The 26,107-nt window shown below is 66.7% G+C and carries 15 protein-coding genes; 6 read left to right on the forward strand and 9 right to left on the reverse strand.

Features of this window, described 5'->3' with window-relative positions:
- The first annotated feature begins 32 nt into the window (after window positions 1-32).
- Window positions 33-1,280, forward strand: a complete 1,248-nt coding sequence (locus ACT9F5_RS07450) for an MFS transporter (RefSeq protein ID WP_445119248.1) — start codon at window positions 33-35, stop codon at window positions 1,278-1,280.
- A gap of 125 nt (window positions 1,281-1,405) precedes the next feature.
- Here ACT9F5_RS07450 and ACT9F5_RS07455 read toward each other — a convergent pair whose 3' ends face one another.
- A complete protein-coding gene (locus tag ACT9F5_RS07455; protein ID WP_445119249.1) occupies window positions 1,406-2,170 on the reverse strand; it encodes an N-acetylmuramoyl-L-alanine amidase in 765 nt (254 codons plus the stop codon).
- Between the two features lie 231 nt (window positions 2,171-2,401).
- Between ACT9F5_RS07455 and ACT9F5_RS07460 the strand changes: the two genes are divergently transcribed.
- Together ACT9F5_RS07460 and ACT9F5_RS07465 are read left to right on the forward strand one after the other, a co-directional pair.
- Window positions 2,402-2,935 carry an outer membrane beta-barrel protein gene (locus tag ACT9F5_RS07460; RefSeq protein ID WP_445119250.1) on the forward strand — a complete coding sequence of 178 codons (534 nt, stop codon included), beginning with the start codon at window positions 2,402-2,404 and terminating at the stop codon, window positions 2,933-2,935.
- A 190-nt stretch (window positions 2,936-3,125) separates the two neighbouring features.
- Window positions 3,126-4,412 (forward strand): amino acid permease, encoded by a 1,287-nt coding sequence (locus ACT9F5_RS07465; RefSeq protein WP_445119514.1) that lies wholly within the window; start codon window positions 3,126-3,128, stop codon window positions 4,410-4,412.
- Here ACT9F5_RS07465 and ACT9F5_RS07470 read toward each other — a convergent pair.
- The 3 genes from ACT9F5_RS07470 to ACT9F5_RS07480 all read right to left on the reverse strand — a co-directional run bounded on the left by ACT9F5_RS07470 (window position 4,409) and on the right by ACT9F5_RS07480 (window position 6,804).
- Window positions 4,409-4,945: a DUF1993 family protein gene (locus ACT9F5_RS07470; protein WP_445119251.1), complete on the reverse strand. Its 537-nt coding sequence runs from the start codon at window positions 4,943-4,945 to the stop codon at window positions 4,409-4,411. The two genes, ACT9F5_RS07465 and ACT9F5_RS07470, sit on opposite strands and share 4 nt — an antisense overlap.
- Before the next feature lie 130 nt (window positions 4,946-5,075).
- Window positions 5,076-5,963 carry an FAD-dependent oxidoreductase gene (locus ACT9F5_RS07475; protein ID WP_445119252.1) on the reverse strand — a complete coding sequence of 296 codons (888 nt, stop codon included), beginning with the start codon at window positions 5,961-5,963 and terminating at the stop codon, window positions 5,076-5,078.
- Between the two features lie 85 nt (window positions 5,964-6,048).
- A complete protein-coding gene (locus tag ACT9F5_RS07480) occupies window positions 6,049-6,804 on the reverse strand; it encodes a TerC family protein (RefSeq protein ID WP_445119253.1) in 756 nt (251 codons plus the stop codon).
- A 328-nt stretch (window positions 6,805-7,132) separates the two neighbouring features.
- Here ACT9F5_RS07480 and ACT9F5_RS07485 point away from each other — a divergent pair, with 328 nt between their 5' ends.
- Together ACT9F5_RS07485 and ACT9F5_RS07490 are read left to right on the forward strand one after the other, a co-directional pair.
- Window positions 7,133-8,182 carry an alcohol dehydrogenase catalytic domain-containing protein gene (locus tag ACT9F5_RS07485; RefSeq protein WP_445119254.1) on the forward strand — a complete coding sequence of 350 codons (1,050 nt, stop codon included), beginning with the start codon at window positions 7,133-7,135 and terminating at the stop codon, window positions 8,180-8,182.
- Between the two features lie 413 nt (window positions 8,183-8,595).
- Window positions 8,596-10,296 carry an ATP-binding protein gene (locus ACT9F5_RS07490; RefSeq protein WP_445119255.1) on the forward strand — a complete coding sequence of 567 codons (1,701 nt, stop codon included), beginning with the start codon at window positions 8,596-8,598 and terminating at the stop codon, window positions 10,294-10,296.
- Here the strand turns inward: ACT9F5_RS07490 and ACT9F5_RS07495 are convergent.
- The 4 genes from ACT9F5_RS07495 to ACT9F5_RS07510 form a co-directional block, all read right to left on the reverse strand.
- Entirely contained in the window at window positions 10,223-12,685 is a 2,463-nt protein-coding gene (locus ACT9F5_RS07495) for a two-component regulator propeller domain-containing protein (protein ID WP_445119256.1), read from the reverse strand. The genes ACT9F5_RS07490 and ACT9F5_RS07495 overlap by 74 nt on opposite strands.
- A gap of 220 nt (window positions 12,686-12,905) precedes the next feature.
- Window positions 12,906-14,882, reverse strand: coding sequence for a hypothetical protein (locus tag ACT9F5_RS07500; RefSeq protein ID WP_445119257.1), 1,977 nt, complete (start codon window positions 14,880-14,882; stop codon window positions 12,906-12,908).
- A gap of 1 nt (window position 14,883) precedes the next feature.
- Window positions 14,884-18,597, reverse strand: a complete 3,714-nt coding sequence (locus ACT9F5_RS07505) for a hypothetical protein (protein WP_445119258.1) — start codon at window positions 18,595-18,597, stop codon at window positions 14,884-14,886.
- A 14-nt stretch (window positions 18,598-18,611) separates the two neighbouring features.
- Window positions 18,612-23,930, reverse strand: coding sequence for an OmpA family protein (locus ACT9F5_RS07510; RefSeq protein WP_445119259.1), 5,319 nt, complete (start codon window positions 23,928-23,930; stop codon window positions 18,612-18,614).
- A gap of 488 nt (window positions 23,931-24,418) precedes the next feature.
- On the opposite strand from ACT9F5_RS07510, the gene ACT9F5_RS07515 reads away from it, so the two are divergent.
- On the forward strand, window positions 24,419-25,141 hold the full coding sequence (locus ACT9F5_RS07515) for a response regulator (protein ID WP_445119260.1): 723 nt from the start codon (window positions 24,419-24,421) through the stop codon (window positions 25,139-25,141).
- Window positions 25,142-25,222: 81 nt separating this feature from the next.
- Here ACT9F5_RS07515 and ACT9F5_RS07520 read toward each other — a convergent pair whose 3' ends face one another.
- The gene (locus ACT9F5_RS07520) at window positions 25,223-26,047 is read right to left on the reverse strand and encodes a TSCPD domain-containing protein (protein WP_445119261.1); all 825 of its coding nucleotides are present in this window, start codon (window positions 26,045-26,047) and stop codon (window positions 25,223-25,225) included.
- Window positions 26,048-26,107 lie beyond the last annotated feature (60 nt).

The raw sequence follows: 26,107 nt of genomic DNA on the forward strand, positions 1-26,107 counted from the left end.
AATCGCGCCTCTTTTATCGAATGGAAACACGCATGCAGTCGCGTCCATTCCACGGCCACCAGGCCGCGATCGCCTTCATCCTGGTCACCGCGATGCTCGACATCCTGTCGATGGGCATCGTGATCCCGGTGCTGCCGGCACTGATCGAGGAGTTCACCGGCTCCAACGCGCAGGCGGGCGTGATCAACGGCGTGTTCGTGGCGTTGTGGGCGGGCATGCAGTTCCTGGTCTCGCCGGTGATCGGTTCGCTGTCGGACCACTACGGCCGGCGCCCGGTGATCCTGGTTTCGGCGGCCGGGCTGGCGATCGACGGTGCGCTGATGGCGCTGGCGCCGAACCTGTGGTGGCTGGCGCTGGCGCGGATCATCGCCGGCATCACCTCGTCGAGTTTCACCACCGTCTACGCCTACATGGCCGACATCACCGCGCCGGAGGATCGCGCGCGCGGCTACGGCCTGATCGGCGCGGCGTTCAGTGCGGGCTTCGTCGCCGGTCCACTGCTGGGCGGTGTACTCGGCGAGATCTCGCCGCGCATGCCGTTCTGGGTCGCGGGTGCGTTGAGCGGCGTGGCGTTCCTGTATGGCGCGTTGGTGCTGCCCGAGTCGCTGCCGCCGGAGAAGCGCATGGGGTTCTCGTGGAAGCGCGCCAATCCGTTCGGCGCATTGCGGTTGCTGCGCTCGCATCCGGAGCTGTCCGGGCTGGCGGTGGTCAACTTCCTGCTGTATTTCGCCCACCACGTGTTCAGCGCGGTGTTCGTGCTGTATGCCGGCTACCGCTACGGCTGGGGCGCGTGGGAGGTCGGGCTGCTGCTGGCGCTGGTCGGCGCGCTCGACATGGTCGTGCAGGGCGTGCTGACCGGGCCCGTGGTCAAGCGGCTGGGCGATCGCAGGACGATGGTGTTCGGTTTGTTCGGCGGCGCCTTCGGCATCGCCTGCATGGGGCTGGCGCCGAACGGCTGGTGGTTCACCCTGGCGATGCTGCCCAACGCGTTGTGGGGCTTGGCGATGCCGACGCTGCAATCGCTGATGACGCGGCGGGTATCGGAGTCGGAACAGGGCCAGTTGCAGGGCGCCAACATGAGCGTGGCGAGCATCGCGGGCGTGCTGTCGCCGCTGTTCTTTGGTGCGGTGTACTCGGTCACGGTCGGGCCGGATGCGTGGGTGGCCTATCCGGGGACGTCGTTGCTGATCGCCGCGGTGGTGCTGCTGTGCGCGGCGCTGATCGGCTGGACGGTTGCGAAGCGTGCGGGGCGCGCGGAGCAGGCCAGCGCGATCCCGTAGGAGCGGCTTCAGCCGCGAACAGGAATCGTCCATCGTCATACGTCCGGTCGCGGGAGACGGCGGGGCTGCGAGGCGATCGGCCACACTTGCGACAACCCGGTCCTGGTTCGCGGCTGAAGCCGCTCCTACAACGGCGCTGGTGCGGTTGCCGGCAGCTCCATCAGTTGCAACTGCAGGTCGTAGAGGACTTCCGCATCGCCGGGCAGCCACGTGGTTTCCTCGCTGCCGCGGAAATGCCGGTGGAATGCGGCCAGCGCCTCCGACGGTGCACGCAGGTCGTAACCCACCAGTCGCATCGCCGCCCACGGGTCGAAGCCCGGCGGTGGCGCGGCGCGGACGTCACGCGGCCACAGGCCGAAACCGGCTTCGGCCAGCCGCTGCCACGGGAACAACACGCTGGGGTCGTCCTTCTTGGTCGGCGCGATGTCGCCGTGGCCGACCACCAGGTGCGGCGGGATGCCGTTGCGCTCGACGATGTCCTCCAGCAGCACCAGCAGCGATTGCAGCTGCGCCTCGCTGAAAGGCTCATGGCCGTTGTTGTCGAGTTCGATACCGATCGAGGTCGAGTTGAGGTCGCTGATGCCGGCCCAGCGACTGCCGCCGGCATGCCAGGCGCGCGACTGCTCGGACACCAGTTGGTAGAGATGCCCGTCGTCGCCGATCAGGTAGTGCGAGCTGACCGGACCGCCGGAGTTTTCCGTCTGCAGCACGTGCAACGCCGCCTGCGCACTGTCCATCGCGGTGTGGTGCAACACGATCACGCGCGCGCGGCGCGGCCCGAAGTTGGGCGATGCCTGCCATTCCGCCAGCGTGTTGCGCGGCAGGGTGCTGGCGCAGCCGGACAGCACGGCGAGGAGCAACGCGGCGACGGCGAGTTTGAATGGCTTCATGGTCACGGGTCTGTCGGCCTGCGCACACGGTAAGCGAATCAGGCAAGCCCTGCAGCGCGTGCCGAATGTTCCAGCCGCGGGACGCTGCATCCCCGCATTCAGGGCTTTGCGAACGCCATCACGACCCCACCTCTTGTCTGCAGCAACGGCTGTCCAGGCATGTCGCCGGGACCCGTCGCCAACATCGCCGCTCCCCTCCCCCACGCAGCGATGTCGAACCAGGAGTTCAACATGAGCAAGCGCAACATCCTTACCCGCAGCATCCTCGCCCTCGCCCTTGGCGCCGTCGCGCTCGGCGCGCAGGCCGACGAGCGCCCCGGCTTCTATGTCGGCGGCGGCGCCGGCCAGGCGATGATCGACGACGGCGCGCTGGACGACGAGGACACCGCGTTCTCGGCGTTTGGTGGCTACCAGTTCACCCCGTACTTCGGCCTCGAGGCGGGTTACGCCGACTTCGGCGAGATCGAGCCGCTCGGTTCGGCCGGCCCGAAGCTGGAAGGTGACGCGGCCTACCTGGTCGCGGTCGGCACCGTGCCGTTCACCGACAGCTTCTCCGGCTACGCCAAGGCTGGCATCAACGACTGGAACGTCGACGCCTCGGTCCCGGGCCTGCTCGCCGACGACAGCGGCAATGACCCGACCTACGGCCTCGGCCTGCAGTACCGGTTCACCGACAACGTCGCGCTGCGCGGCGAGTACAGCCGCTTCGAGATCGACGACAGCGAGGTCGACCTGGCCCAGTTGCAGGTCCGCTTCGACTTCTGATCGCGCGCCTGCCTGCAACACGACCCGAAGCCACCGGCCCTCCCGGTGGCTTTTTTGCTGGATGGTTGGACGCTGGCCGCCCGATCATGCAATCTGGCCCGCAGCCACTCGCCCGGGGAAATGCGTGAGCCCATCGACATCGTCCACCGCGCCCGTCGCGGCCGCACCCGTCCCCGCCGGCGAGCCCGGCATGGTCCGCGCGGTCAGCCGCTGGCAGTTGTTCGGCCTCGCACTCAACGACGTCATCGGCAGCGGCATCTATCTGTTGCCGGCCGCGGCCGCCGCATTGCTCGGGCCGTCCAGCCTGTGGGCGGTGCTGCTGGCGGGGTTGGCGGTGAGCCTGCTGGTGCTGTGCTACGCGCAGGCCTCCAGTTACTTCGACGATCCGGGCGGCGGCTATCTCTACGCCCGCGAGGCCTTCGGTTCGTTCATCGGCTTCGAGGTCGGCTGGATGCTGTTCCTGACCCGCATCGCCAGCGCCGCCGCACTGAGCAACGGCCTGGCCGAAGCGGTCACGCATTTCTGGCCGAGCGCCGCCAGTGGCGCGATACGGATCGCGATCGTGGTGGGCTCGCTGGCATTCCTGGTCGGAGTCAACGTGGTCGGCGTGCGCGCGGCCGCGCGCACCGGTGTGTTCCTGGCGATCGCCAAGCTGGTGCCGTTGCTGATGTTCATCGGCATCGGCGCGATGTTCGTCGACACCGCGATGGCGGCACCGCTGGCGGCGGGCTCGGTGTTCGACCTGCCGCTGGGCGACCTCGGCCAGGCCGCGTTGCTGCTGCTGTTCGCCTATGCCGGCTTCGAGAACCTGCCCGCCGCCGCCGGCGAGTACCGCAACCCGCGCCGCGACGTTCCGTTCGCGCTGCTGGCGATGATCGCCACGGTCACCGCGGTCTACTTCGCGGTGCAGTGGGTCGCGCTGGGCACGCTGCCGGGGCTGGCCGAGTCGCATACGCCGTTGGCCGACGCCGCCGCCCGCTTCGGCGGTGGCTGGCTGGCGCTGGTGCTCACGGTCGGCGCGACGGTGTCGATCCTCGGCACCAACAGCAACACCATCATGCTCGGGCCACGCTACCTGCACGCGCTGGCGATGGACGGCTACGGGCCGCGCGCGCTGGCGGACATCCACCCGCGCTTCCGCACGCCCACGGTCGCGATCCTCACCCTCGGCGCACTGTCGCTGGCGCTGGCGCTGACGGGGTCGTTCGTGCAACTGGCATTGCTGTCGGTGGTCGCGCGGTTGTTCACCTACATCGGCACCGCGACCTCGGTACTGGTGCTGCACAAGCGCTACGGCAACCAGCCCGGCGCGATGCGGCTGCCGGGCGGGCCGCTGATCCCGGTGGTCGCGCTGCTGCTGTCGATCGGGCTGCTGGCCAGCGCGAAGCTGGAGAACCTGGTTGCCGGCGCGATCGCATTGCTGGTCGGCGCGGTGATCTATCGCTTCCGGCGCAAACCGGTCGCCACCGCCGGCTAGGTCGACCCAGGCCGGGTCGGCATCGCCCGGCCGAAGAAGTCCGGCTTGCCCAGCGGCACCCCGGCCTGTCGCAGGATCGCGTAGGCGGTGGTCACGTGGAAGTACAGGTTGGGCAGCACGAATCCCAGCAGGTAGTCGCGGCCCTCGAACGCCATTTCGGCATCGCCGACCCTGAGTGTGATGGGCCGCGATTCCGAGCCATCGATCCGGGCCGGCGCGAAGGCCTCCAGGTGCGCGGTCGTTCGCGCGATCCGCACATGCAACTGGTCGAAGTCCGTCTCGTCGTCCGGCACCGACACCACGTCCCGGCCAGCCAGGCGCGACGCGCCGTTGCGGGCCATGTCGGTGGCGACCTGCACCTGCCGCACCAGCGGGAACATGTCTTCCACCAGGCGGGCCTGCAGCAGCTCGCGGGGATCACTGCCGCGCTCGAGCGCGTGCGCCTCGCCGAGTCGCAGTACGTGGTCGAGGCCACGAAAGGCACGGATGAAGACAGGAATGGAAGCGGAATACATCGAAATACTGCTGGACATGGCGGACTCGCTCGGCACGGGGTCCAAAGGCTAAGCGCAGCGACCCGCGTGGAAAAGCCATGCTGGCGGGATGGCGTATCCCGTACCGTGCGGCAGGCGATCGCCCCGGGTGCGACGCCGGCGTCCGGCGCTATGCCCGATTGGGCGGCAGCGCGTTGTGCACGTGGGTGGCGGCGATGGCCGCGTGGCCGGTCGCCACGGCGATCTGGTTGAGTGCGCTGACCACGTCGCCGATCGCGTACAGGCCGGGCACGCTGGTCAGCAGGTCGTGGTCGACCAGCAATGCGCCCTCGTCGTCAGTGGCCGCACCGAGCGCGGTGGCCAGACCCGCGTTCTGGCGCGTGCCCAGCATCGAATAGACCACGTCGAACGCGCGCCGCCGGTCGTCCAGCAGGAAACTGCAGCGCGATCCGTCGAACCGCATGCCACGGCCGACAGCGGTGATCGCCACCCCGGCATCGCGCAGTCGCGAACGCGCCCGTGGATCGTCGTGGTCGTCGGTCGGAACCAGCACGACGCGCCGGGAAAAAGTACGGATGAACAGCGCATGGTCGGCGGCCTGGGCCAGCGGACCGTACACCGCGATGTCGTGGTTGATCGCCTCGAAGCCGTCGCACACCGGGCACAGCCGGATCGCGCCGCAGTCGATCGCATCCGCCAGTCCGGCGACCGATGGCATGACGTCCTCGCAACCAGTGGCGAGGATTACCTTGCGTGCGCTGATCCCGTCGATTCCGGCGAGTCTGAAAAGCTCGCCGTCGCGATGGATCGCCGTCACTTCACCCGACTCGAAGCGCGCATCGCAAGCGCGTGCCTGCAACTTCAGCCGGGCAAGGTAGTCGCGGCCGCTCACACCGGTCGGGAAGCCCGGGCAATTGTGGCTCTCCGGGATCCAGCGCGCGCGGCTGGCGGCCGCATCCACCACCACGCTGCTGCGGCGGAAGCGGGCCAGGTAGATCGCGGCGGTCAACCCGCCCGGGCCGCCGCCGATGATTGCGCAGTCGAGCGGTTCCACCATCGCGTTCGCCTCCGTCGGGATCGGCGGATTCTGACCGCCAGAGTGTCAACGGCGCGGCACGGCCTGCGTGCCGCGCGGCCCCACGTCACCCGTCGGAGTACTTCTCGTGCAGCGCGACCGGCTCGACCTGCTGCTTCGCGCGCCGCCGGATCCACAGGTTGATCAACTCGACGAACACCGAGAACGCCATCGCCGCGTAGATGTAGCCCTTCGGGATGTGCTGGCCGAAGCCGTCGGCGATCAGCACCAGGCCGATCATGATCAGGAAGCTCAGGGCGAGCACCTTCACTGTCGGATGGCGCTCGACGAAGTCGCCGATCGGCCTGGCGAACGCCAGCATGAAGACGATCGAAATCAGGATCGCAGTGACCATGACCCAGCGCTCGTCGACCATGCCCACGGCGGTGATGATCGAGTCGAGCGAGAACACGATGTCGAGCAGCATGATCTGCGCGATCACGCTGCCGAACGTGGCTGTCGCCGCGCCGATCGTGACCTGTTCTGTGGCGCCCTCGAGCTTCTGGTGGATCTCGTGGGTGGCCTTGCCGATCAGGAACAGCCCGCCGCCGATCAGGATCAGGTCGCGCCACGAAAACGCGTGGCCGAACAGCGAGAACAGCGGCGCGGTCAGCCCGATGATCCATGCTATCGCCAGCAACAGGCCCAGCCGCGTGACCGCCGCCAGGGTGATGCCCACACGCCGGGCTTTATCGCGTTGCTCGGGTGGCAGTTTGCCGGCCAGGATCGAGATGAAAATGATGTTGTCGATGCCGAGCACCAGTTCCAGCGCGGTCAGCGTGGCAAGGGCGATCCAGATTTCGGGGTTGGCCAGGGCTTCCATGGGAATCTCTTCGATGGGTACTGCACAGGGTCCCGCGCCGCGCGGAAAGCCGCGTTGCGGGTTGGGCCATGGCCAGGATGCATCGAACAGACGCGCCTTCGCCGTGGAACGGCGAAGGTCTTGCTCGCAGGCCCGCCAAATCGCTGGCGGACCTGCTGCTGCACCGGAGCTTGGAGCGCTCGTAATGACGGCGACAGCGATTGGGAGCTACTCCCCTTCGGCGCCGATCCTAGCATGCGACTTCGACACCTGGATGACCGCCACGATGGGACTGCTGGCGTATCGTTCATGGGCCGCTGAGTCACGCATATTCATCAGGAGAAGCACCATGACCATCCAAGCCTACGGCGCCCACGCGGGCGACAAACCGCTTGAAGCGATGTCCATCACCCGCCGCGCCCCGGGTGCGAACGACGTGCAGATCGACATCGCCTATTGCGGCGTGTGCCACTCGGACATCCACCAGGTCCGCGCCGAATGGGCCGGCACCCTGTTTCCCTGCGTACCGGGCCACGAGATCGTCGGTCGCGTGTCCGCGGTCGGCGGCGACGTGTCCGGCTTCAAGCCCGGTGACCTGGTCGGCGTGGGGTGCATCGTCGACAGTTGCAAGCACTGCGCCGAGTGCGCCGACGGGCTGGAGAACTATTGCAACCAGATGGTCGGCACCTACAACGGCCGCACCGCGGATGCGCCCGGCCATACCCTGGGCGGCTACTCGCAGCAGATCGTGGTGGACCAGCGCTACGTACTGCGCATCCGCCATGCCGAGGACCAGTTGGCTGCCGTGGCGCCGCTGCTGTGCGCGGGCATCACCACCTGGTCGCCGCTGCGCCACTGGAAGGTTGGGCCTGGGCAGAAAGTCGGCGTGGTCGGCATCGGCGGGCTGGGCCACATGGGCATCAAACTGGCGCATGCGCTGGGCGCGCACGTGGTGGCATTCACCACGTCGGAACCAAAGCGCGACGCGGCCCGGGCGCTTGGCGCGGATGAGGTCGTGGTCTCACGCAATCCGGATGAAATGGCGGCGCAGGCCGGGAGCCTGGACTTCATCCTCAACACGGTGGCCGCGCCGCACGATCTGGACGCTTTCCTGGCGCTGCTCAAGCGCGACGGCACGATGACGCTGGTGGGCGCACCGGCCACGCCGCATCCGTCGCCGCAGGTGTTCAACCTGATCATGAAGCGTCGCAGCCTGGCCGGCTCGCTGATTGGCGGCATCCCGGAAACGCAGGAGATGCTGGATTTCTGCGCCGAGCACGGGATCGTGGCCGATATCGAGATGATCCGCGCCGACGAGATCAACGCCGCCTACGAGCGGATGATGAAGGGCGACGTGAAGTACCGCTTCGTCATCGACAACGCGTCGTTGGCCGGGTGAATCCAGTCATATCGCCAGATGAATGACCTGACGACCGATGCGCGTCGGCGCAGTCGGAAAATGCTGCCTGCGCGGCGCATTTGAGCGCATGAGCTTGCAGCCCGAATCACACTGACGATGTCGTGCCGGGCGTGAACCCGTCACCGTTGAAATCGCAGGGCCTGACGCACCGAAGTTCACTTGGATCACCAGACGTGAGAATATCCGCCGGGGATATGGCGCCTGCGACTTTTCGCAGAGACGAAGCCAACCAACGCGGAAATGGACCACCGCGCGTCAATGTGACGCACTTCATGCCAGGTGGCCATAAACGTGACGGATTTCCGAATTTCAATCTGCCGGACTCCAGCATTTCCGGCTGATTGCCACATCGGAATCCCGCCTCACCGCCAGCACGATCGTTGCCAACACGGATGATCGCCAATGCGTCGCCGCCGACGCTGTGGCAACGCCTCCTCGACTGGATGCGGAGGCGACCTTCCGTTACGGCGCAGGACCGACGCAATGCCTTGATGCTGGAAACCGTGCTCTTCATCGCAGGCGTTGCCGCCTTGTCGATGGCGATCACGTCCCATGTCACCGCAGGTGCTGCGGGGCGCACCGCAACCTTGGGCGCCTTGGCGATCGCAAGCGTTGCCTGGTCTGGCGTGTTGTTGTCGCGCCGGGGATATTTCCGCCTTTCGGCGAGCCTCACCGTGATCGGCGGGTTGACGTTGATCTGGCTCAGCTACGCCAGCTATGGTTTGCAGGCGCAGTCCAGCCTGCAGATGACACACCTGATGCCGCTGCTGTTCGCGGGCTTGCTGCTGGGAAGGGCTGCAGTGTGGTGGACGGCCCTGGCCAACGCCATCGCGCTGGGGATCGGTGCGTGGGTCGACATGGCGCACGCCACAAACGCCGCAGCTACATCCGCCGTGCTACCGGCGCTGTTCCTGTCCGCGATGAACTTCCTCGTCCTGGCGGTAATTCTGGATCGCCTCATCCTGTCGTCACAGCGCGCGATCCAGCGCAGCGTGGAGCTCGAGAGGGAGATCGAGCAGAAGGAGCTTGCCTTCGCGCGGCTGCTGCAGACGCAACGGATGGAAGCCATCGGCCGGCTTTCGACCGGTGTCGCCCACGATTTCAACAACATCCTGAGCGTGATCCTCGGCCTTGCCACGTCCAGCCGGCACCGCGGCTCCGTCGAGACCATCCTGCCGGGCATTCGCCAAGCGGCGCGTCGTGGCGCGGTGGTCACCCGCCGCCTGCTGAGTTTCAGCCGCACCCAGGTCCACCATGTATCGACGTTCGACCTCGCTGTTGCCATCGACGAGGCGCGACCGCTGATCCTGCCGATGTTCGGTGCAAATATCGAGGTGCGGCTGGATCTTCCCCAACCCGGACCATTGGTCAGAGCGGACCGCGACGAACTGGAGCTGAGCCTGTTGAACATCATCGGCAACGCCTGCGATGCGATGCCCAGGGGCGGACGGTTCGACCTGTCCGTAGAAACCAGCGGAGACCATGCGTTGATCAACATCGAGGACACCGGCGTCGGCATGGCGCCGGGTGTGCTGGCCCGCGTGTTCGAACCGTTCTTCACGACCAAGCCGAAGGAAAAAGGAACCGGCATCGGCATGGCGATCGTGCAGCGATTCGTCGCCGACAGCGACGGCGAGATGGACATCGACAGCGCGCCCGGACAAGGAACCCGAATCCTAATCCGTTTGCCGCTCGCGACCCGGGACACCGTTCCGCACGAAGCCGGGGTGCAAACATTGCGAATCCTGCTGGTCGGCGTCGATCCGGAGCTCTCGCAATTGGCGGCGTCGCAAGGTTATAGCCTGGTCCAGGTCGCCGATGCCGACGAAGCCATCTCACACGCGCTTCAATCAGCCGCCTTCGACGTGGTGATCACCAACCGTGTCATGCCCGATGCAAACGCGGCGATCCTGCTCCGCGAGATGGGGAGAATGCTTCCGAAGGCACGTCTGGCACTGGTCTCCGACCACGCCTCCGACGATCTGGACGACCCCCGCATCCAGCGGCTGCACAAGGCGCTCATGGGCGACCAACTGGCGGAGATATTGCGGGCCGCCCAGGCCAACCGCGTCCCATCGCACGCCACAGGCTGAGCCGAAGCACACGGGGAAGCATCGATCTACCGGCTCGCCGGACCCATCGTGTTGCAACTCCACGCCTCGAACGCTGCTGGCGCTCCTCCAACTGGGTGCTTCCCACCAACACCAACAGGCCCATCAACGTCGCCAGGGTCCAAATCCATGGCCGCAGGTACCACGGCTGCGGATGCACGATCCTCAGTTGCGCCGGAACCGGGGACCAACGACCGCCCGCGGTTCGGGCCTCGACTTCGAACAGATGTTCTCCCCAGGGAATCGACGGATAGAGGATGCTGCGGTTCTGGCCGGCGTCGACCCAGTCGCGGTCGAACCCTGCAAGACGGAAGCGGAAACGCGTTTCCCTGGGCCGGCTGAGGTTGATCGCGGTGTAATGGATTTCCAGGTTGCGCGCGAAGGGCTGCAACGTCAGCGTTGATCCGGTGATATCCCGTGTCGTCCCGGAGACCCCCGCCTGCTCGATGTAGGGTCGTAATTGTGCAGGCCGGGTATCCGGCACATCCGCGGGGTCGACGACCGCAAAACCTTCCACCATGGAGAACCAGAGTCTGCCTCGTGCATCGCGATGGCAGGGGGACGACATTCCTCCGTTCACCTCGGAGGGCACCAGCCCGTCATTCGTCGCGTATCCCACGGACTCGATCCCGGCGCCCGCGCGCTCTGGTGCCGGCAGCAGGGCCACACCCTGGTTGCCTCCCAGCCACAAGCGGCCACTGTCGTCGGGCAGGATGCACGACACCGTGTCATCCGACAGGCCATTGCGGGTGGTGTAGTGATTCACCTGTCCGTTACTGATGCGATTGAGGCCGCCGCCATAGGTGCCAATCCAGAGCACGTTGGCGGCCTTGTCCTCGTACAATGCGCGGGCGAAGCGGGAAGACAGCCCCTCCCGCGGCGTCCACCGCTCGACGACCTTGTCGCCGACCATCCGCAGCACACCGTGATCGCCGACGAACCAGTTCCCCCCATGCACGGCCGGGATCACCCGGTTGATGCCCATCCCGTCCAGGGCTGCGATGCGATGCCGCCCGACAATGCGTCCTGCGGTGTCGATATCCAACCGGTACGTCGACAGTTGCATGTTGACAAAGTAGCGTCCCTCGTCGTCCTGCGAGATATGGACGGCCTGAACGCCGGGCCAGGCAGCGACACGCGTGACCTCATCTCCGGCGATCCGCGCCAGGACGCCCGAAACCGTTCCCGCCCACAGCACGCCGGAACGATCGAGCAACAGGTTGTAGACACAGTCGTTTCCCAACGCCTGCCGGATCGGCAGCGCCCGCATGCTGCCGTCCTGGCGCCAATGGTAGAGGTTGCCGCAAGCGACCCCGAACCAGAGGCCACCGTGCCCGTCGGCGACCACCGCCCGTCCGGCCACCTTCTCCTCGCCGAGTTGCGGCGCCGATAGCAGGCCGAACAATGATGCCCGTACCCGCAGCAGGCCCTTGCTGGCGCTGCCAACCCACAGGTTTCCCTCGTCGTCGCTCGACAGGCTGCTGATGCCCTTGCCCGAAAGCTCGGGCACCCTGTGCCATGCACCTGTTTCGTCTTCGCGCATCAGGCCCCAGGGCCCCTGGGTCACCCACCATCGGCCATTCGCATCCCGGGTGGCATAGCCGGGCTGTTCCACGTCCAGGGGAGTCCAACGTCCATCCATCGCGCGATACCGGTACAACCTGCGCTCGGTTCCCACCAGCAACGCGTCGCCGTCGCGCTTCAGGACGCTCACCTCCCCGGCACCTTCCGGCAGCGGGATGGCCTGGAGCCCGTGCCCGACCACGACATGGAAGCCCCCGCTCCCACCGATATAGATGCGGCCGTCGCTGCCCTCGACCAGGAGTTGGTCGTAACCAGCCGGGCCAGGCGGATGGAAGCGAATCGCACGCCGCCCGTCCGGGGCCAGCGTGTAGAGGCCTGCACTGGTCGCGAACCATATCGTCCGGTCCGTCGATTGCAGGATGCCGGCGACCCCGCAAGTACCGCCGCACATCGACAGATGCCGGAACGTGCCGTGCTCCAAGACACTCAAGCCGGCATCCTGCGTTCCGATCCATAAACGCGCCTGGTCGTCTTCATACAGGGCCAGGATGCGGTTGCTGGACGGCCCCTCATGCGAGGTGTCCTCCTGGTCCCGCGAATCCGGATTCGGGGAATCCCTGAAGATATTGAATGCCGATCCGTCGAAGCGCGCCAGCCCACCGAAGGTCCCGACCCAAAGATACCCGTCACGGGTCTGGAGGATGGAGGTCACTCCCGCCTGCGGAAGACCGTCGTCGCCGGTGAACCCGGTCGGCACCATGGTGTGGCGGGGTAGCACCGCGTTCGACGATGCTACCGCCGGGGCGCATGCGACGAGCAGGCCGATGATCAGGAAGACCAGCTGCATTCCCTCCCCTGCCCCCTCGGATGCTTCCCCAACCTTATTCTGCCCAGTAGAGCACTGGCCGCCCGAGACCCCATTCGCATTTATTGCGGTGGGAATGGCGCGTGCGGTGCCAATGCCGAGCCTTGCTGGGCATCGTTGCCGGTGGCTACCGGCGCCAACGCGCACCCGCACCGAAGCTGGCGGTCTTGAAGCCGTCGCCGGCCTGGTAGTCGATATCCTGCTACGGAACGCTCAGCGTGCAGGCCATGCGGAGCGTGACCTGGCCGCCGCCGGGCAGTGTCGGGATGACCAAGCCAGGGGCTGCCTGCAGTTGGACGACGGTCGGGGCCGCGGGACAGGCTGCACCGCCGTCGGCCGCGCAGGACAGCGTGGCCGCGGCGCAATCGATCCCCGTCACCGCCGGGTCGTGGACGACGGCGTTGTCGCCGGCTTCGGGGCCGTTGTTGCTGACAACGATGGTGTATTCCACCGTTCCACCGTTGCCCACCGAATTGGCCGAAGCGGTCTTGGTAACCGCAAGATCGGCGTCGCGGCCCACGACCTCGTCGATGGTCGGCTCGTTTTCGGGGGTCGACAGATCGGCATCGCTTTCGTCTTGGATGGTCGTCTGCAGCTGCTCGGCGAAGTAGTCGAACAGCGCCTGGTTGCTGACGATGTCGCCGACGTCGGTGTCGTCGTCCACGCGCACCTGGAACCGCACCTGGAGCGTCGCGCCCTGCGCGAGCGTCCCGCCCTGGCCAGCGCCCGTCCCGGCACCGGCGCCGACGCGGAACTCGACGCGCCTGTTGGCGCTGTCATAGTCCGCCTGGTCGTCGTTGGCGCCATCACTCATGTCGCCCGTGGCACCGCCACCGCTGAGGATCTCCAGACTGCCCGGCACATAAGTCGTCCCCTCCGGAATCTCGTCGGTGACCACGACGCTGCTGGCATCGTCGGTTCCGTTGTTGATGGCATTGATGGTGTAGGTGAGCACGCCGCCGGGGAGGAGGTTCCCGGAGGCATCCTCAACCTCGGACGTCTTCAGGCGGTCCTCCAGAGATGGCAGGTAGGCGTCGTTGACCAAGCCCACCATGCCGATGTAAATCGATTCGTCTCCGCCGCCGCGCAAGCGCGCCACCGCCGACGTGGCCCCGTTGGGGAGCGGCACGGCGGGGACCACGACGTCCAGGTCCATGCCCAGAGTGTTGAGGTAGTTGGGCATCATGCCGGACGTGACCAGCGCCCCATCAATGCTGATGGTGCTGTTCCAGAAGTTGTTCGCGGGATTCATCGCATTGGACACCGGGCTCAGGTTGGCCGTGTCCGGGCCGAACTCCAGGCTGGAGCCGGTTTCCGTATCGGCGCGATCGCCGTCCCAGACGAGCACGGTGAGCCGCGAGGCTACCGGACCGCTCAGCGGTGTCGTGAAACCACTTACCGGGACGTCCGTCGCCGCACCAGATGTCGTCGCATACTTCCAACCGTCGAACACCGCCAGATCGCGCAGCGGCAGCCCCGGCATGGTGTAGACCACCACCAGGCTCCATCCGGCCCAGGTATTTATCCCGAAGGAGAGGGTCTCGATGTCACCGACGTAGTAGTCGCCACTGCCTGCCGTACTTACGATGTCGGTCACGTCGGCGAAAGACTGGTATACGACGAGGTTAGCCGCCGTACTGCTGTCCGATTGATCAGCATTCACCAGGTTGTACGTCGTCTGGCCGGGCGTCCGCACGCTGACCCTGGTACCCACTCCATTAGCCAGCGCGCCGGACCAATAAAGACCTGCAAATTCCACGGTCGCGCCGGTCGGTATCGACAGCGTTGCACGGCTGTTGTTGCTGCCGGGGCCGCTTGGATCGACCTTTATGTACCGTGCCGGAAAGTCGTTGTTGTTCTGTCCCCCGGTGGGGAACCCGTGCACGCGCGTCGCGTTGCAGTCGGCATTCGAGGTGTCGTTGTACGGAGCGCAGTTCAGGACGACATTGCCGATCGCGATGATGTCGCCGGGCTTGGTCGTGTGGAAGCGCGCCTGGAACTCGCGATCCACCGCATGCGCCGGCCATGCGGCCAGCAGCACCGAGAACAGCACCACCAGCGCGACGATGGTCTTGGCTGCAACCAGCTCGCGCCTCTTGCGCCGGCGCGTCGCCGCCCATGGATCGCGGAGCTCGAGTCGCGCCGTCGTCTTGATGTTCCCGTGTGCCATTGCAGCCATGTCAGTAGCTTCCAACGAAGTTGATGAACCACCCGCGGTGGTCGTAATCGAAGTCGGTCAGGTCGTCGCTGAACTCGGTGAAGTTGTAGCCGACGCCCAGCCTCAGGTTCCGGGTGACGTCGCGATCCACGCCCAGCAGCCAACCGCTGCGGGCACCGCCATCGTCGACGTCGAGCCAGCGGTATTCGGCCAGCGCATGCCACTTCCGGGGCAGGTCGTAGCGCAGCTGCCCGGCCGCGAACGTGGTCGCCGAATCGAACCACGCGCCGGTGCCGCGTCCGTAGCGCATCTCGCCCTCGCGCCGCGCCAGCTTGCCGGCCACTTCCCAGGACTGGTCGATGCGGTAGACGCCTTCGAGCGAGAGCACCTGGGTCCTCTGGTCGTAATCCGTGCCGCCCACCTGGCCCTGCGTGGCCAGGTCGTACAGGTAGCTGTAACGACCGAACACCCCCCAGCGGTCACTGTTCCACGGGCGGTAGGCGAAGCCGAGGCTGCTTTCGATGAACTTCGCGCCCGCCGCTGGATTGATCTCGTCGTCGGTGTCGGCGTAGTTGAAGCGCGCCGCGATCCGCCAGCTTTCGGTGAGCTTGTGCGCCAGCCGGTTGGTGGACACCCACTGGGTCCTGCGCTCGGCTCCGCTGTCGCGGCGCCATTCCAGCTTGCTGTTCCAGTCGGTACCCGGTGAAGTGCGGCCGGCGTTGACGCTGATCGCCTGGCGATCCACCTGGCCGCCGCTACGGTTGGTCAGTTCGCCGTCGCTCAGGGTGAAGCCGGTGTTCCAGCCCACGCCCGGGTAGAAGTCCATGCCGAAGGTATGGGCCAGGCCGGACTCGTTGCGCTCCTTGAGGAACTGGCTTTCATTGAACACGTTGACCTGGTCGGACAGCCGCCAACGCTGGCCCAGCGTCCAGCCGTTGCGTGCGGACGGGTTGAACAGCGGGTCGTACGCGGTGTCGTCCGTCGAGAAGGTGTAGTTGCCGTAGAAGCTGTGCTGCGGCGACACCCGGTATTCGGCATTCACCTGCGCCGCGTGGCCGCGGTCGCCGTCGGTCAACTCGGCACCGACCGTCGACAGATTGGCGAAGTTGTAGCGCCCACCCACGGTGTAGGCATCGTTGTCGGCGTAGGCGCCGCTGTCGTCGTCCAGGGTGAGCTGGGCGGTGCCGTACAGATCCAGCGCGGTACCAATGCGATGGGTGTAGCGCAGCGCGCCGAGAATGCCGGCGGCCTGCAGTGACGCCCGCTGCTCCTCGATGCGGCGGACTTCCGCAGTCAGCGCATTGTGTTCGGCAAGCCGCCACTCCAGCGTCGCCTGTGCCTGGGTGAGGGTTTCCACGCCGCGTTCGGCGCGGCTGTAGCGCGCATACAGGCCAAGGTCGTCGGTCAGCTGGCCGAGCATCTCGGCGCCGTACTCCTCGATGTCCTGGCCGGTGTCGTAGCGCGAGATGGAATAGCCGTGCCCGACCCTGCGCCACCAGGCGCCTGCGCTCATGTCGCGCCCGGCCCAGCCGAGCTCGCGGAAGTTGGCCCGCGCCTCGATCGAACTGGCCTCGCCTTCGCGCGTGCCGGCCGGGTTGAGCCGGGTGAAGCTGAGGCCGCCGTTGTCGGAGAAGAACACCGGCGCGCTGGTCGACTTGGTCTGCGCGTGCTCCAGCTTGACGTAGGTGCCCTTGCCGGCCTGCAACGTCAGGTCGGCGGCGGACAGGGTGTAGTCCTCGCCGGCGCGGTTCTCGTCGACATGGGTCAGGCCGACGCCGAGGTGGTCGCCGAACCAGTGCTTGGCGCGCACGCCACCCGCGACCTCGTCGGCATCGAAGTCGGTGGGCACCCATTCGTAGTCCGCGATCAGGCGCTGCTCCAGTCCGTCCAGCGGCGCGTCGCGGGTGATGGTCGGCATGTTCTCCCGGGTCACCTGCGCCAGTGGCCGGGTCAGCAGGATCCGACCCTGCAGTTCGTCGATTTCGTAGTCGGCGCCGCGCAACATCTCGACCCGCCGCTCGACACGGCCGGTGGTGGTGTCGCGGATTTCCAGCACCACATGGTCGGAGCCGGGCAGCACGTCGGTGTGGCGCAGGTAGTACAGGCTGCCGCCGGTACCGATGAATTCGCTGTGCCCCGGCGCGGTCTGCGCCTCGGAGGCGAACACCCGCAGCTCGGTGTTGGGCGCGCCCCAGGCATTCGCACCGCGCGAGCGCCAGTTCAACGCGGCGCCATAGAGCGAACGGCTGTACTGGCCGTACTCCGTGCCGGTGATACCGGTGGCGAAGTTGCCCCACAGCGCCTCGTTCTTGTCCCAGTCCATGCGCACGTAGAAGCGGCCCATGGTGTCGACGTCGCGGAACGTGCTGGAGTCGTCGCCGTAGGTCGGGTAGTAAAGGTCCGGATCGACGCGACGGAAGATGTCCTGCGGATCGGCCTGGGTGAAACCGTCGAACAGGTCCTCCAGCGGCCGCTCCTGGGTGTCCGCCTGCGCGGTCACCAGGTACTTGCCGTCGAACTTGGCCTTGCCGTAGAAGGCCAGCCGGCCGTCGCTGAGGATGTCGTCCTCGCGGCCGCCCATCGCCAGGTCCTTGCCGGCGCCGCTGGCGCTGTTCTCGTACACGGTCACGTCGGCGATGCCGACACCGAAGAAATAGCGTCCGGTGACGTCGACTTCCAACGCGTGGTTCGCCACCGGCTCGCCTTCACCCCCGGCCAGTTCGATCCGGTAACGGTGCTTGCCAATCGGCTCAAGGTATTCGGCGACGAACTTGCGTTCCAGGTCGACCGGATAGCTCTCGCCGTTGATGCGCAGGCCGCGCCCCTCGGGCAGGTTGCGGCCCTGCACGCGCACACGCGAGCCGTAGATGGGGATGTTCTGCTGGCGCAGCCCGTTGCCGGAGAAGGCATCGTCGACCAGGCTCTGGCTGAGCGCCTGGTCGGCACCCAGCGACGTTCCGAGCGATTTCTCCACGCTTTCGCGGCGCTGCACCGAGGCGCGCTCGGCTTCGTCCGGGCGCACGAGTTGCAGCTTGCGCGGCTGGGTTTCGTCGAAGTTGCCCTCGGCATCCCACGCACGCAACACGTAGATCAGCTCGTCACCCGCGCGGAACCGCCCGTTGGCCGGCAACGCGCCGTTCCACTGCGTCTCGGACACGGCCGCGACATCGATCGGCAACCGTACGATCGGCTCGATCAGGTCGGCGTCGGTCGCGCGGAACACCGCGATTTCCATGCGGTCGATGAAGGCCGGATAGTTGCCGCGCACGAAGAAGCGCACAGGTTCGGTGATCGCCTTGCCGTCGAAGCCGGCCATCGAAGGCGCCGAGACCGACAGCTCGGGCTCGCCCAGGGCCGGGTCTTCGGTTGCCCAGATCACCCCGCCACCGGGCAGGTGCACCACGAAGCGCCCCACCGCCTCGGCACGGCCGGGACGCTCCAGGCCGATGCTGACGCGGCGGTCGGGCTGCAGCGCCTCGGACGTGGAGGCCGCGCTGGTCCCACTGGTCACCGGCTCGTCGTAGCTCCGGGTGCGCAACTGGAACAACAGGCCTTCGTCGGTGCTGCAGGCGCCGTCGCTGCAGTCGATCCCGGATGCCTCGGCTTCTTCGAGCAGTTCCGGCATCGGCATGGCCGCATCGCCTTGCGCGGCATCGGCGGCGTCCTGGGCCAGGGCCTGGGGCGCCATGCCGGCCAGCAGGCCGATCAGGGTGTAGTCGAGCAGCTTCATCTTCATGTCCACGCCGGCCCTCACTTTTGTTCCGTCCCGAGGGGAGCGTTCGGATCGTTGCTGGATTCCACGCGCAGGTGCGCACGCGCCTCCGGACCCAGTCGCCCGGCGAGCGCATCGAACACCGCTTGCGCGCGCCTCAGACCGAGCGCCGTGTTGTACGCATGCGATGCGCGCACGTCGGTGTGGCCCACGATGCCGACCACGCCTCCCCCCATTTCTTCCAGGCGTCCGGCGACGCTGTCGAGCAGGCCGTTGAATTCGGGCCGGATGGTGGAGCGATCGGTGTCGAACAGCACCGTCCCCAGCAGCGTTTCGCTGCCGCCGATCATCGCGACCAGCGAGTGCGGGTCGTCCACTCTGGTGCGAAGCGACACGGTCAGGGCAGCCGCCGCGTCCTCGCCGGTCTTCGCGACCAGCGCGTCACGCACCGCTTCGGCCCGGGCGAAGGCCAGCGGTTCGTCACCGCCTTCCGCGGTGATGACCACTTCGCCACCGCCATGCACGTCGACCTGCGCGGCCATCCTTGCGATCGCCGGCATGTACTCCGGACGCAGCTCCGAGCTGCCCGGCGCGAAGAACACCTCGCCCAGTTGCAGTTCGAGCACCTGGGTCGAGCCCGGGATCTCCTGTACCGGCAGTTGCACGCCGAAGCCGAAGCGCACCGGCACCCCCGGCGTGATCCGCCGCACGAGCGGGTTGTCGGTGGTGAACACCGTCTGTGCCGGCAACGTGGCCGGATCGACCTTGAGGATGAAGTTGCGGCCATGCGCGCCTTCTCCGCCCTGCACGTCGACCAGGTGGTAGCGGCCGTACTGGTCGGTCTCGATCAGCAGGCCTTCCACCGAAGCAACGCGCACGCCGGGAATGCCGCGTTCGTCGATCCCTGCATTGCCGATGGAGTAGGCGACCTCGTAGCCACCCTCGACGCGCGAGATGCTGCGCTCGACCACCGGCTCACCCGCGCCGATGTCCTTGGCGACATCGCCGCTGCGCTCGATGGCGGTGTTGCCTTCGGCGTCCATGCGCAAGGTGAGCCCCTGGTCGCTGGTCAGCACGAAATCATCGGTGAACGCCGGCTCGCGCAGATGTTGGCGGATCACCACCTGCTGCACGGCCCTGGTATCGGCGATGGATTCGCGGCCGGCGATCGCACCAATGTCGATGCCATGCAGCAGCGGCGCACTGGCATCGGCTTGCGGCACGGCGCCCCGCCCGCGGTCGACCGTGGTCGTGCCCGCGATGTAGGCATCCGCGCTGAAGCCACCCTGCACGTGCACGCCATCCAGCCCGGCGTTGTCCTGCCAGCCGTCTGCGTCGCGGTCGTCGAAGACGGTGCCGAACACCAGGCTGTCGTCGAGCAGCGGATCGGATTCGACCGCCACCTGCGCGGTCGCGACATTGGAGACCGGATCGTCGCTTGCGTTAATCGCGACTGCCTCGTTGATGTACACGCCCGCCCGCACGCCGGCGCCGACGCGCAGCAGGTAGGCCACGGTGGCGTGTTCGCCGACCGCGATATCCAGGCCTTCGATGCGTAGCGGCGACAGGCCCGGCGAGAGCGTGAAAGCGCCGTCGCCATCGACCACCGACATCGAACCGTCGACGTAGACGAAGCCCGCCGGCGGCGTGTCGAGCACCGTTCCGCCGATGAGGTTGCGCGCGCCGACATTCTCGATCGTCAGCGTGTAGCGCAGCAGGTCGCCAATCTTCGTGGTGCGCGCACTGACGGCCTTGGTGATGCGCAGCGAGGTGTCGTCGATGACCTTGTGCGTGATCTCGCACACGTCGCACTCGGGCACCTGGCCGCCGGACTCGCCGGTGAGCAGGTTGACGACGGTGTCGCCGGCATCGGCGCCGACGATCGCCGTATAGGTAAAGGTGGCGCGGCCAGGCACGGTGCCCGCGGGCAGCAGGCAGCGGAACCCATCGCCGGACCGGGTGCAGCCGGCAGGCAGTGTTCCGATTTCCAGGCCCAAACCCGGCGCATCGACCAGATACGCATCGTCGAGCGTGGCCGAGTTCTCCACCAGAGCGGTCAGCGTGTACTCGATGGTGTCGCCGATACCGACTTCGGCGTCGGAACCGGGAGTGGACGACTTCGAAATGGTGATCTTCGGGTCGGCCAGTAAGTGCTCGACGCTGCAGCTGGTGCAATCGGGCGTGTCCCCGCCGCCACCCGCCGCGGCCACCTGATTGCTGACCTGCGTCTTCGCGTCCGCGCCGATGGTGGCGGTGTAGGCCACTTCGTAGAGTCCCGGCAAGGTACCGGCGGGCAGCGCGCATTCGAGCGTGCCCGAGCAGATGAACGCGCCCGTGTCGGTGACTTCGCCGAAGGCCAGCCCCGCGCCAAGGTTGTCGGTGAGCGTCAACGGGGCGGTGGTCGCCGAGTTGGCCACGGTGACCGCCACCGTGTAGGCGATGGTGTCGCCGACGCGCACCTCGGCACCCGCCGCGGGATCGGCCGACTTGACCACCGTGATGGCGACCGGCTCGATGCTGTGCTCGGTCGCGCAGGTCACGCAGGTCGGCTCGGGATCGGCACCCTGCGGGTCGTTGCTCGCCGCCACGGTGTTGCCCACGGTACCGGTCGCATCGGGGTCGACCGTGGCGGTGTAGGTGACCTGGTAGGAACCGACCGCGGTGTCCGCCGGCAACGTGCAGTCGAGCCCACCGCTGCACTGGAACACACCGGCACTGGTCACCTCGACGAAGGTCAGGCCGTCGCCCAGGGTGTCGACCAAGGTGATGTCCTCGGTCGTGGTGGACCTGGCGACCGCCACCGTCAGCGTGTACTCGATGGTGTCCCCGGGCAGCACGGTGCTGCCGGTCGCCGGACTGGCGGCCTTCGTCACCGTGGTTTCGGTCGGCACGATCATGTGCTCGGTCGTGCACGTCGCGCAGGCCGGGTCGGGATCGCCGCCGGGCGGATTGCTCGCCACCACGCTGTTGCCCACCGTGCCGGTTGCACCTGCATCGACCCTGGCCGTGTAGGTGACGGTGTGCGAATCCACGTCCGCCCCCGCCGGCAACACGCAGGTCAGCGCATCTCTGCAGTCGAATCCGCCGGCATCGGTCACCTCGACGAAGGTCAGGCCAGCGCCCAGCGTATCGACCAGGGTCAGGTCCTGGGTCGTGGCGGAGTTCGCGACGGTCACCGTCAGCGTGTATTCGATCAGGTCTTCCGGCGCCACCGTGCTGCCCGGCGCCGGGTTGGCGCCCTTGGTCACCACGATCTCCGCGGGCACGATGTTGTGCTGGGTCGTGCACGACGTGCAGACCGGCGGCGCATCGATGCCCTGCCCGTTGCTCGCCGCCACGCTGTTGCCCACGGTGCCGGTCGCGTCGGTATCGACGGTGGCCGTGTAGGTCATGCTGTAGGTGCCGATCGTCGTACCCACCGGCAACGTGCAGGTCAGGTCGTTACAGACGAACACGCCGCCGTTGTCGGTCACCGCGCCAAAGGTCAGGCCGGGGCCCAGCGTGTCGACCAGGGTCAGGACCTGGGTCGTGGCCGCGCTGGCGATGTCCACCGTCAACGTGTAGGTGAGCGTGGCGCCCGGCAGCACCGTGCTGCCGGAGGCCGGGTCGGCGGATTTCTCGACCGCGATCTGCGCCTGCAGCGGATTGGTGGTGGTGCACGTCGTGCAGGTACCCGTGTCGGTCTCGACACTGTTGGATACGGAGATGCTGGCGTCCTGGTCGACCGTCGCGGTGTACGTCACCGGGTGGTCGCCGGGTGGCGTGCCGGCCGGCAATGTGCACTCGAGGCGGTTGCCTGTGTTGCTGCACGCCAGCTCGCTGCCGGGCGTGACCGCGCCGAAGGTCAGGCCGTCGCCCAGGGTATCGGTCACGACCACCGGGTCGGGCGTATCGGTATTGGCCACGGACACCGTCACCGTGTAGGTGATCGTGTCGCCGGTCTCCACCTGCGTGCCGTCGCCGACATCGGAGGATTTGGCCACGGTGACCGTCGCACCGATCGCGCTGTCCTCGATGCAGTCGTTGCCGGTCGCGGCGCAATCGACATCGACCACGGCCACGGCGTTGTGGATGGTGGTGGCGCCCGGGGGCAGCGGATCGATCACCTCGACCACGAAGCCCAGGTCGACGCTGCCGCCTGCCGGTACGTTGACGCCATCGGTGTTGGGGCAGGCCGCGGCGCTGCAGGTGAAGTCGTTGTCGCCGTTGTCCACCACCGTGGTGTGGTCCGGCAGGGTTTCGTCGACATCGCCCGGGGCCAAGCTGGCGAGCACCCCGCCTTCGTTGGCAATGGCGATGTTGTAGGTCAGCACGTTGCCCGGCACGACAGGCGAGCCGTCGTATGCGTCTCCGTCGACCAGGGCCAGCGTCTTGGTGACGGTGAGTTCCTGCGCCGCGAAGCGCGGGAAGGAACAGGAGGCGAGATCCATGACGCGCAGGTCGTCCGACGGCCCGGCGGACATGTCTCCGGTAGCCGTGTCGTAGACGTGGTACGCGGGTCCGCCGTTCGGGAATTCGCTGACCAGGAGCAGACGGTTGTCAGCCGTGAACGACGCGCCGTTCAACCTTTCGGCGGAAATGCCTGCCAGATCGGCCTGCTTGTGCGCTGTCAGGTCGCCAGCGGACAGGTCAACGGAGTACAGGGCCTTGCCGATCACGATCCAGGCCACCCCGTCGGCGTCGATGGCAAGATCGCCGGAGATGGGGTCGACGGGCGGCTCGTCGTAACTCAGCGAGCCGAGGTCCGTCGTCGTGTACTGGGTGTTTCCTGCTCCGGGCTCGATCCGGAAGATCCTTGTCCCAACATCGCTCCCATCATCTGCGACGATGTATCCCGTTCCATCGGATGCCATCGCTCCCATGCGGGGAATGACAGCGCTCATCTGCGAAGTCAGGTCCGCACCTGTGACCCAGCCCCCACTGCTGGCGTCGTACACCCTGAGGAGTATCTGGCCAGCGCCACCCCAGATGTACAGCAGGTGGTTACGCACCGGATCCACCATCAAGACGTCAATCGTCGCGTCGGTCGGAATCGCATAGTCATTCAGCTCGGGAACGGGTGCGGCCGCCCCTCCCGGAGTTCCGCCGTACCGCCAGACCATGCTTCCCTGAGAGAACCGGGAAAGACCGTAGTTCTCGCCGTCCACAGGACAAAAGTCGTAATCGACCGCCGCAACCACGTCGACAACTGCGCTGGCGGTGTTGTTGCCCATGTCCGCGTCGACCACCGATGGTGCCGGCGTCACAGTGACCGTGTTGGTCAGCGAAACCTGGGCGGCTGCGGGCTCAAGCGGGACGGATGCGAGGACCAGCGAAAGCATCGTGCCTGCAAGCAGGCGATGCGACGCGACTTTCATTCCTGGAATTTTCCACAACACCTGGTCGTCCCCTTGCTGATGCCCGGCTTTCCGCAATGGGCACGTTGGAAGCCGGCGATGCATCTATGCGCACGCACCAACTGCAGATTTGCTGTTACCCGTTTACTGCTATCCGGTCCGTGGAATTGCTGCCTGCCGGCACGCAAGACACCGGGCTTTTCGGGTGGCGCCCTGCGCCGATCTCCGATGCGGAACCGAACGATGACCGGTCAGCGCCAGTTCGATTCGCGATGTCTTCTGCTGTGCAAGTCATGCGCGTTCCCCATCCATTCCGGACTGCGGCGCGAGGGACTCTAGGGCGCAGCCGTCATGGATGCACGCACCTCAAATTCGCTTTTCTCACGCGTGGTGATTCTTCGGAACGCGATGCGCTCCTGTCGCTCCGAACGCGTCGAAAGACCGCTTCGATCGCGTCTGCGGTCCTGTATGCTTTTTCCCCTGCTTCGGTTCTGGGGTTGGATCAGGCAATGGAAACAGGCATCACCAATCGGACCCCGCCGGGGAAGGCGTCTCGGCTGGCGGTGGTCGAAGACAATGACGAACTGCGCGAGTCCGTCCTGCTGCCGGAGTTGCTCGACGCCGGTTTCGAAGTAACCGGCATGTCAACCGCGCTGGAGCTTTACCGCTCCATGCTGGATACGCAGTACGACCTGGTCCTGCTGGACATCGGTTTGCCGGATGACAATGGCCTGGAGATCACGAAGCGCTTGCGAAGCCTGTCGCCAACGCTGGGCATCGTCATCCTCACTGGCTACAACGCACCAGCGGCCCGCGCGGTTGGCCTTGCGGTCGGCGCGGACGCCTACCTGACCAAACCGGCCGACATGGCTGAAGTGGTGGCAACGCTGCGCAACCTGGCGCGCCGGGTTGCCGGTGAAACGGCAGTCTCCGGGCACGGATCCGGACACTGGAGACTCGACCAGAGCGGATGGCGACTGGAGTCACCATCCGGCCACAAGGTCACGCTGAACCTCGCCGAACGACAAGTCATCGGATTGCTGGCTGCAGCAGACGGAATGCCGGTCCGGCGCGAAATGCTGATCGCGAAGCTCGTCGACAACATCCACGATTTCGATCCGCATCGCCTGGAAGTACTGGTGTACCGGCTGCGCAGGAAGTGTGCGAATGAAGGCGACCAGGAGTTGCCGCTTACCACCGTACGTGGAATCGGTTACGCGCTCAGGTGGTAGGGCCCGGGCGAGCAGCAGCTCCCATGCAACAGATGGGAGCCGGCGACTTCAGCCGCTGTTTTTCACGGCATCAGATGCAGCTCAACCGCACTTCGAGTAGCCGCAATTCAGGCAGGTCGCGCAGCCATCCATGATCACCACCGCCTTGGCGCTGCACTTGTGGCACATGGTCGCCGACGGCGGGAACGAGGCACCGTCGCCGGTCACCTCGACGTCTTCGCTGCGCGGTGTATCGCGGATCCGGGGTTCGGCGAACAGGTCGCCGGCATTGCCGCTTGCGACGGTGCCTACAACGTGTCCGTCAGAGTTTTTTTTTGAGTCGAGCGCGGCGTAGGCGGCGCGCTTCTCGGCGATCAGGGCGCGCTGTTCGGCGCTCATCTCGGGGTCGTGCAGCAGGCCGATCGCCTTGAGGTGGTCCTCGACGATGCTTCCCAGCTCGGCCACCAGCGACGGCATGTAGACGCCGCCGGCCTTGAAGTAGCCGCCCTTGGGGTCGAACACGGCCTTCATCTCGTCGACCAGGAAGGTCACGTCGCCGCCCTTGCGGAACACCGCGGACATGATGCGCGTGAGCGCCACGATCCACTGGAAGTGGTCCATGTTCTTGGAGTTGATGAAGATCTCGAACGGCCGGCGCTGCTCGTGCTCGCTGCCGGCGTTGAGCACGATGTCGTTGATCGTCACGTACAGGGCGTGCTCGAACAGCGGGGTCTTGAGCTTGTAGGTGGAGCCGATCAGGGTTTCGGGACGCTCGATCTTCTCGTGCATCTGGATGACGTTGGCGCCGGGCTTGGCGGCGGCCTCGGCGGCGTCGCGCGCAACGGCGTCGGCCTTCGCCTCGCGGGCGCGGTCCTCCTGGCTGACGACGCTGTAACCCTTGATTTTCTTGTCGATCTTGACGGCCATCGGTTCCGGTCCTGTTCGGTGGTGCGTGTTCAACAGCGCCCTCGCCCCAGCCCTCTCCCG

The sequence above is a fragment of the Lysobacter sp. F6437 genome (genome assembly GCF_052547215.1).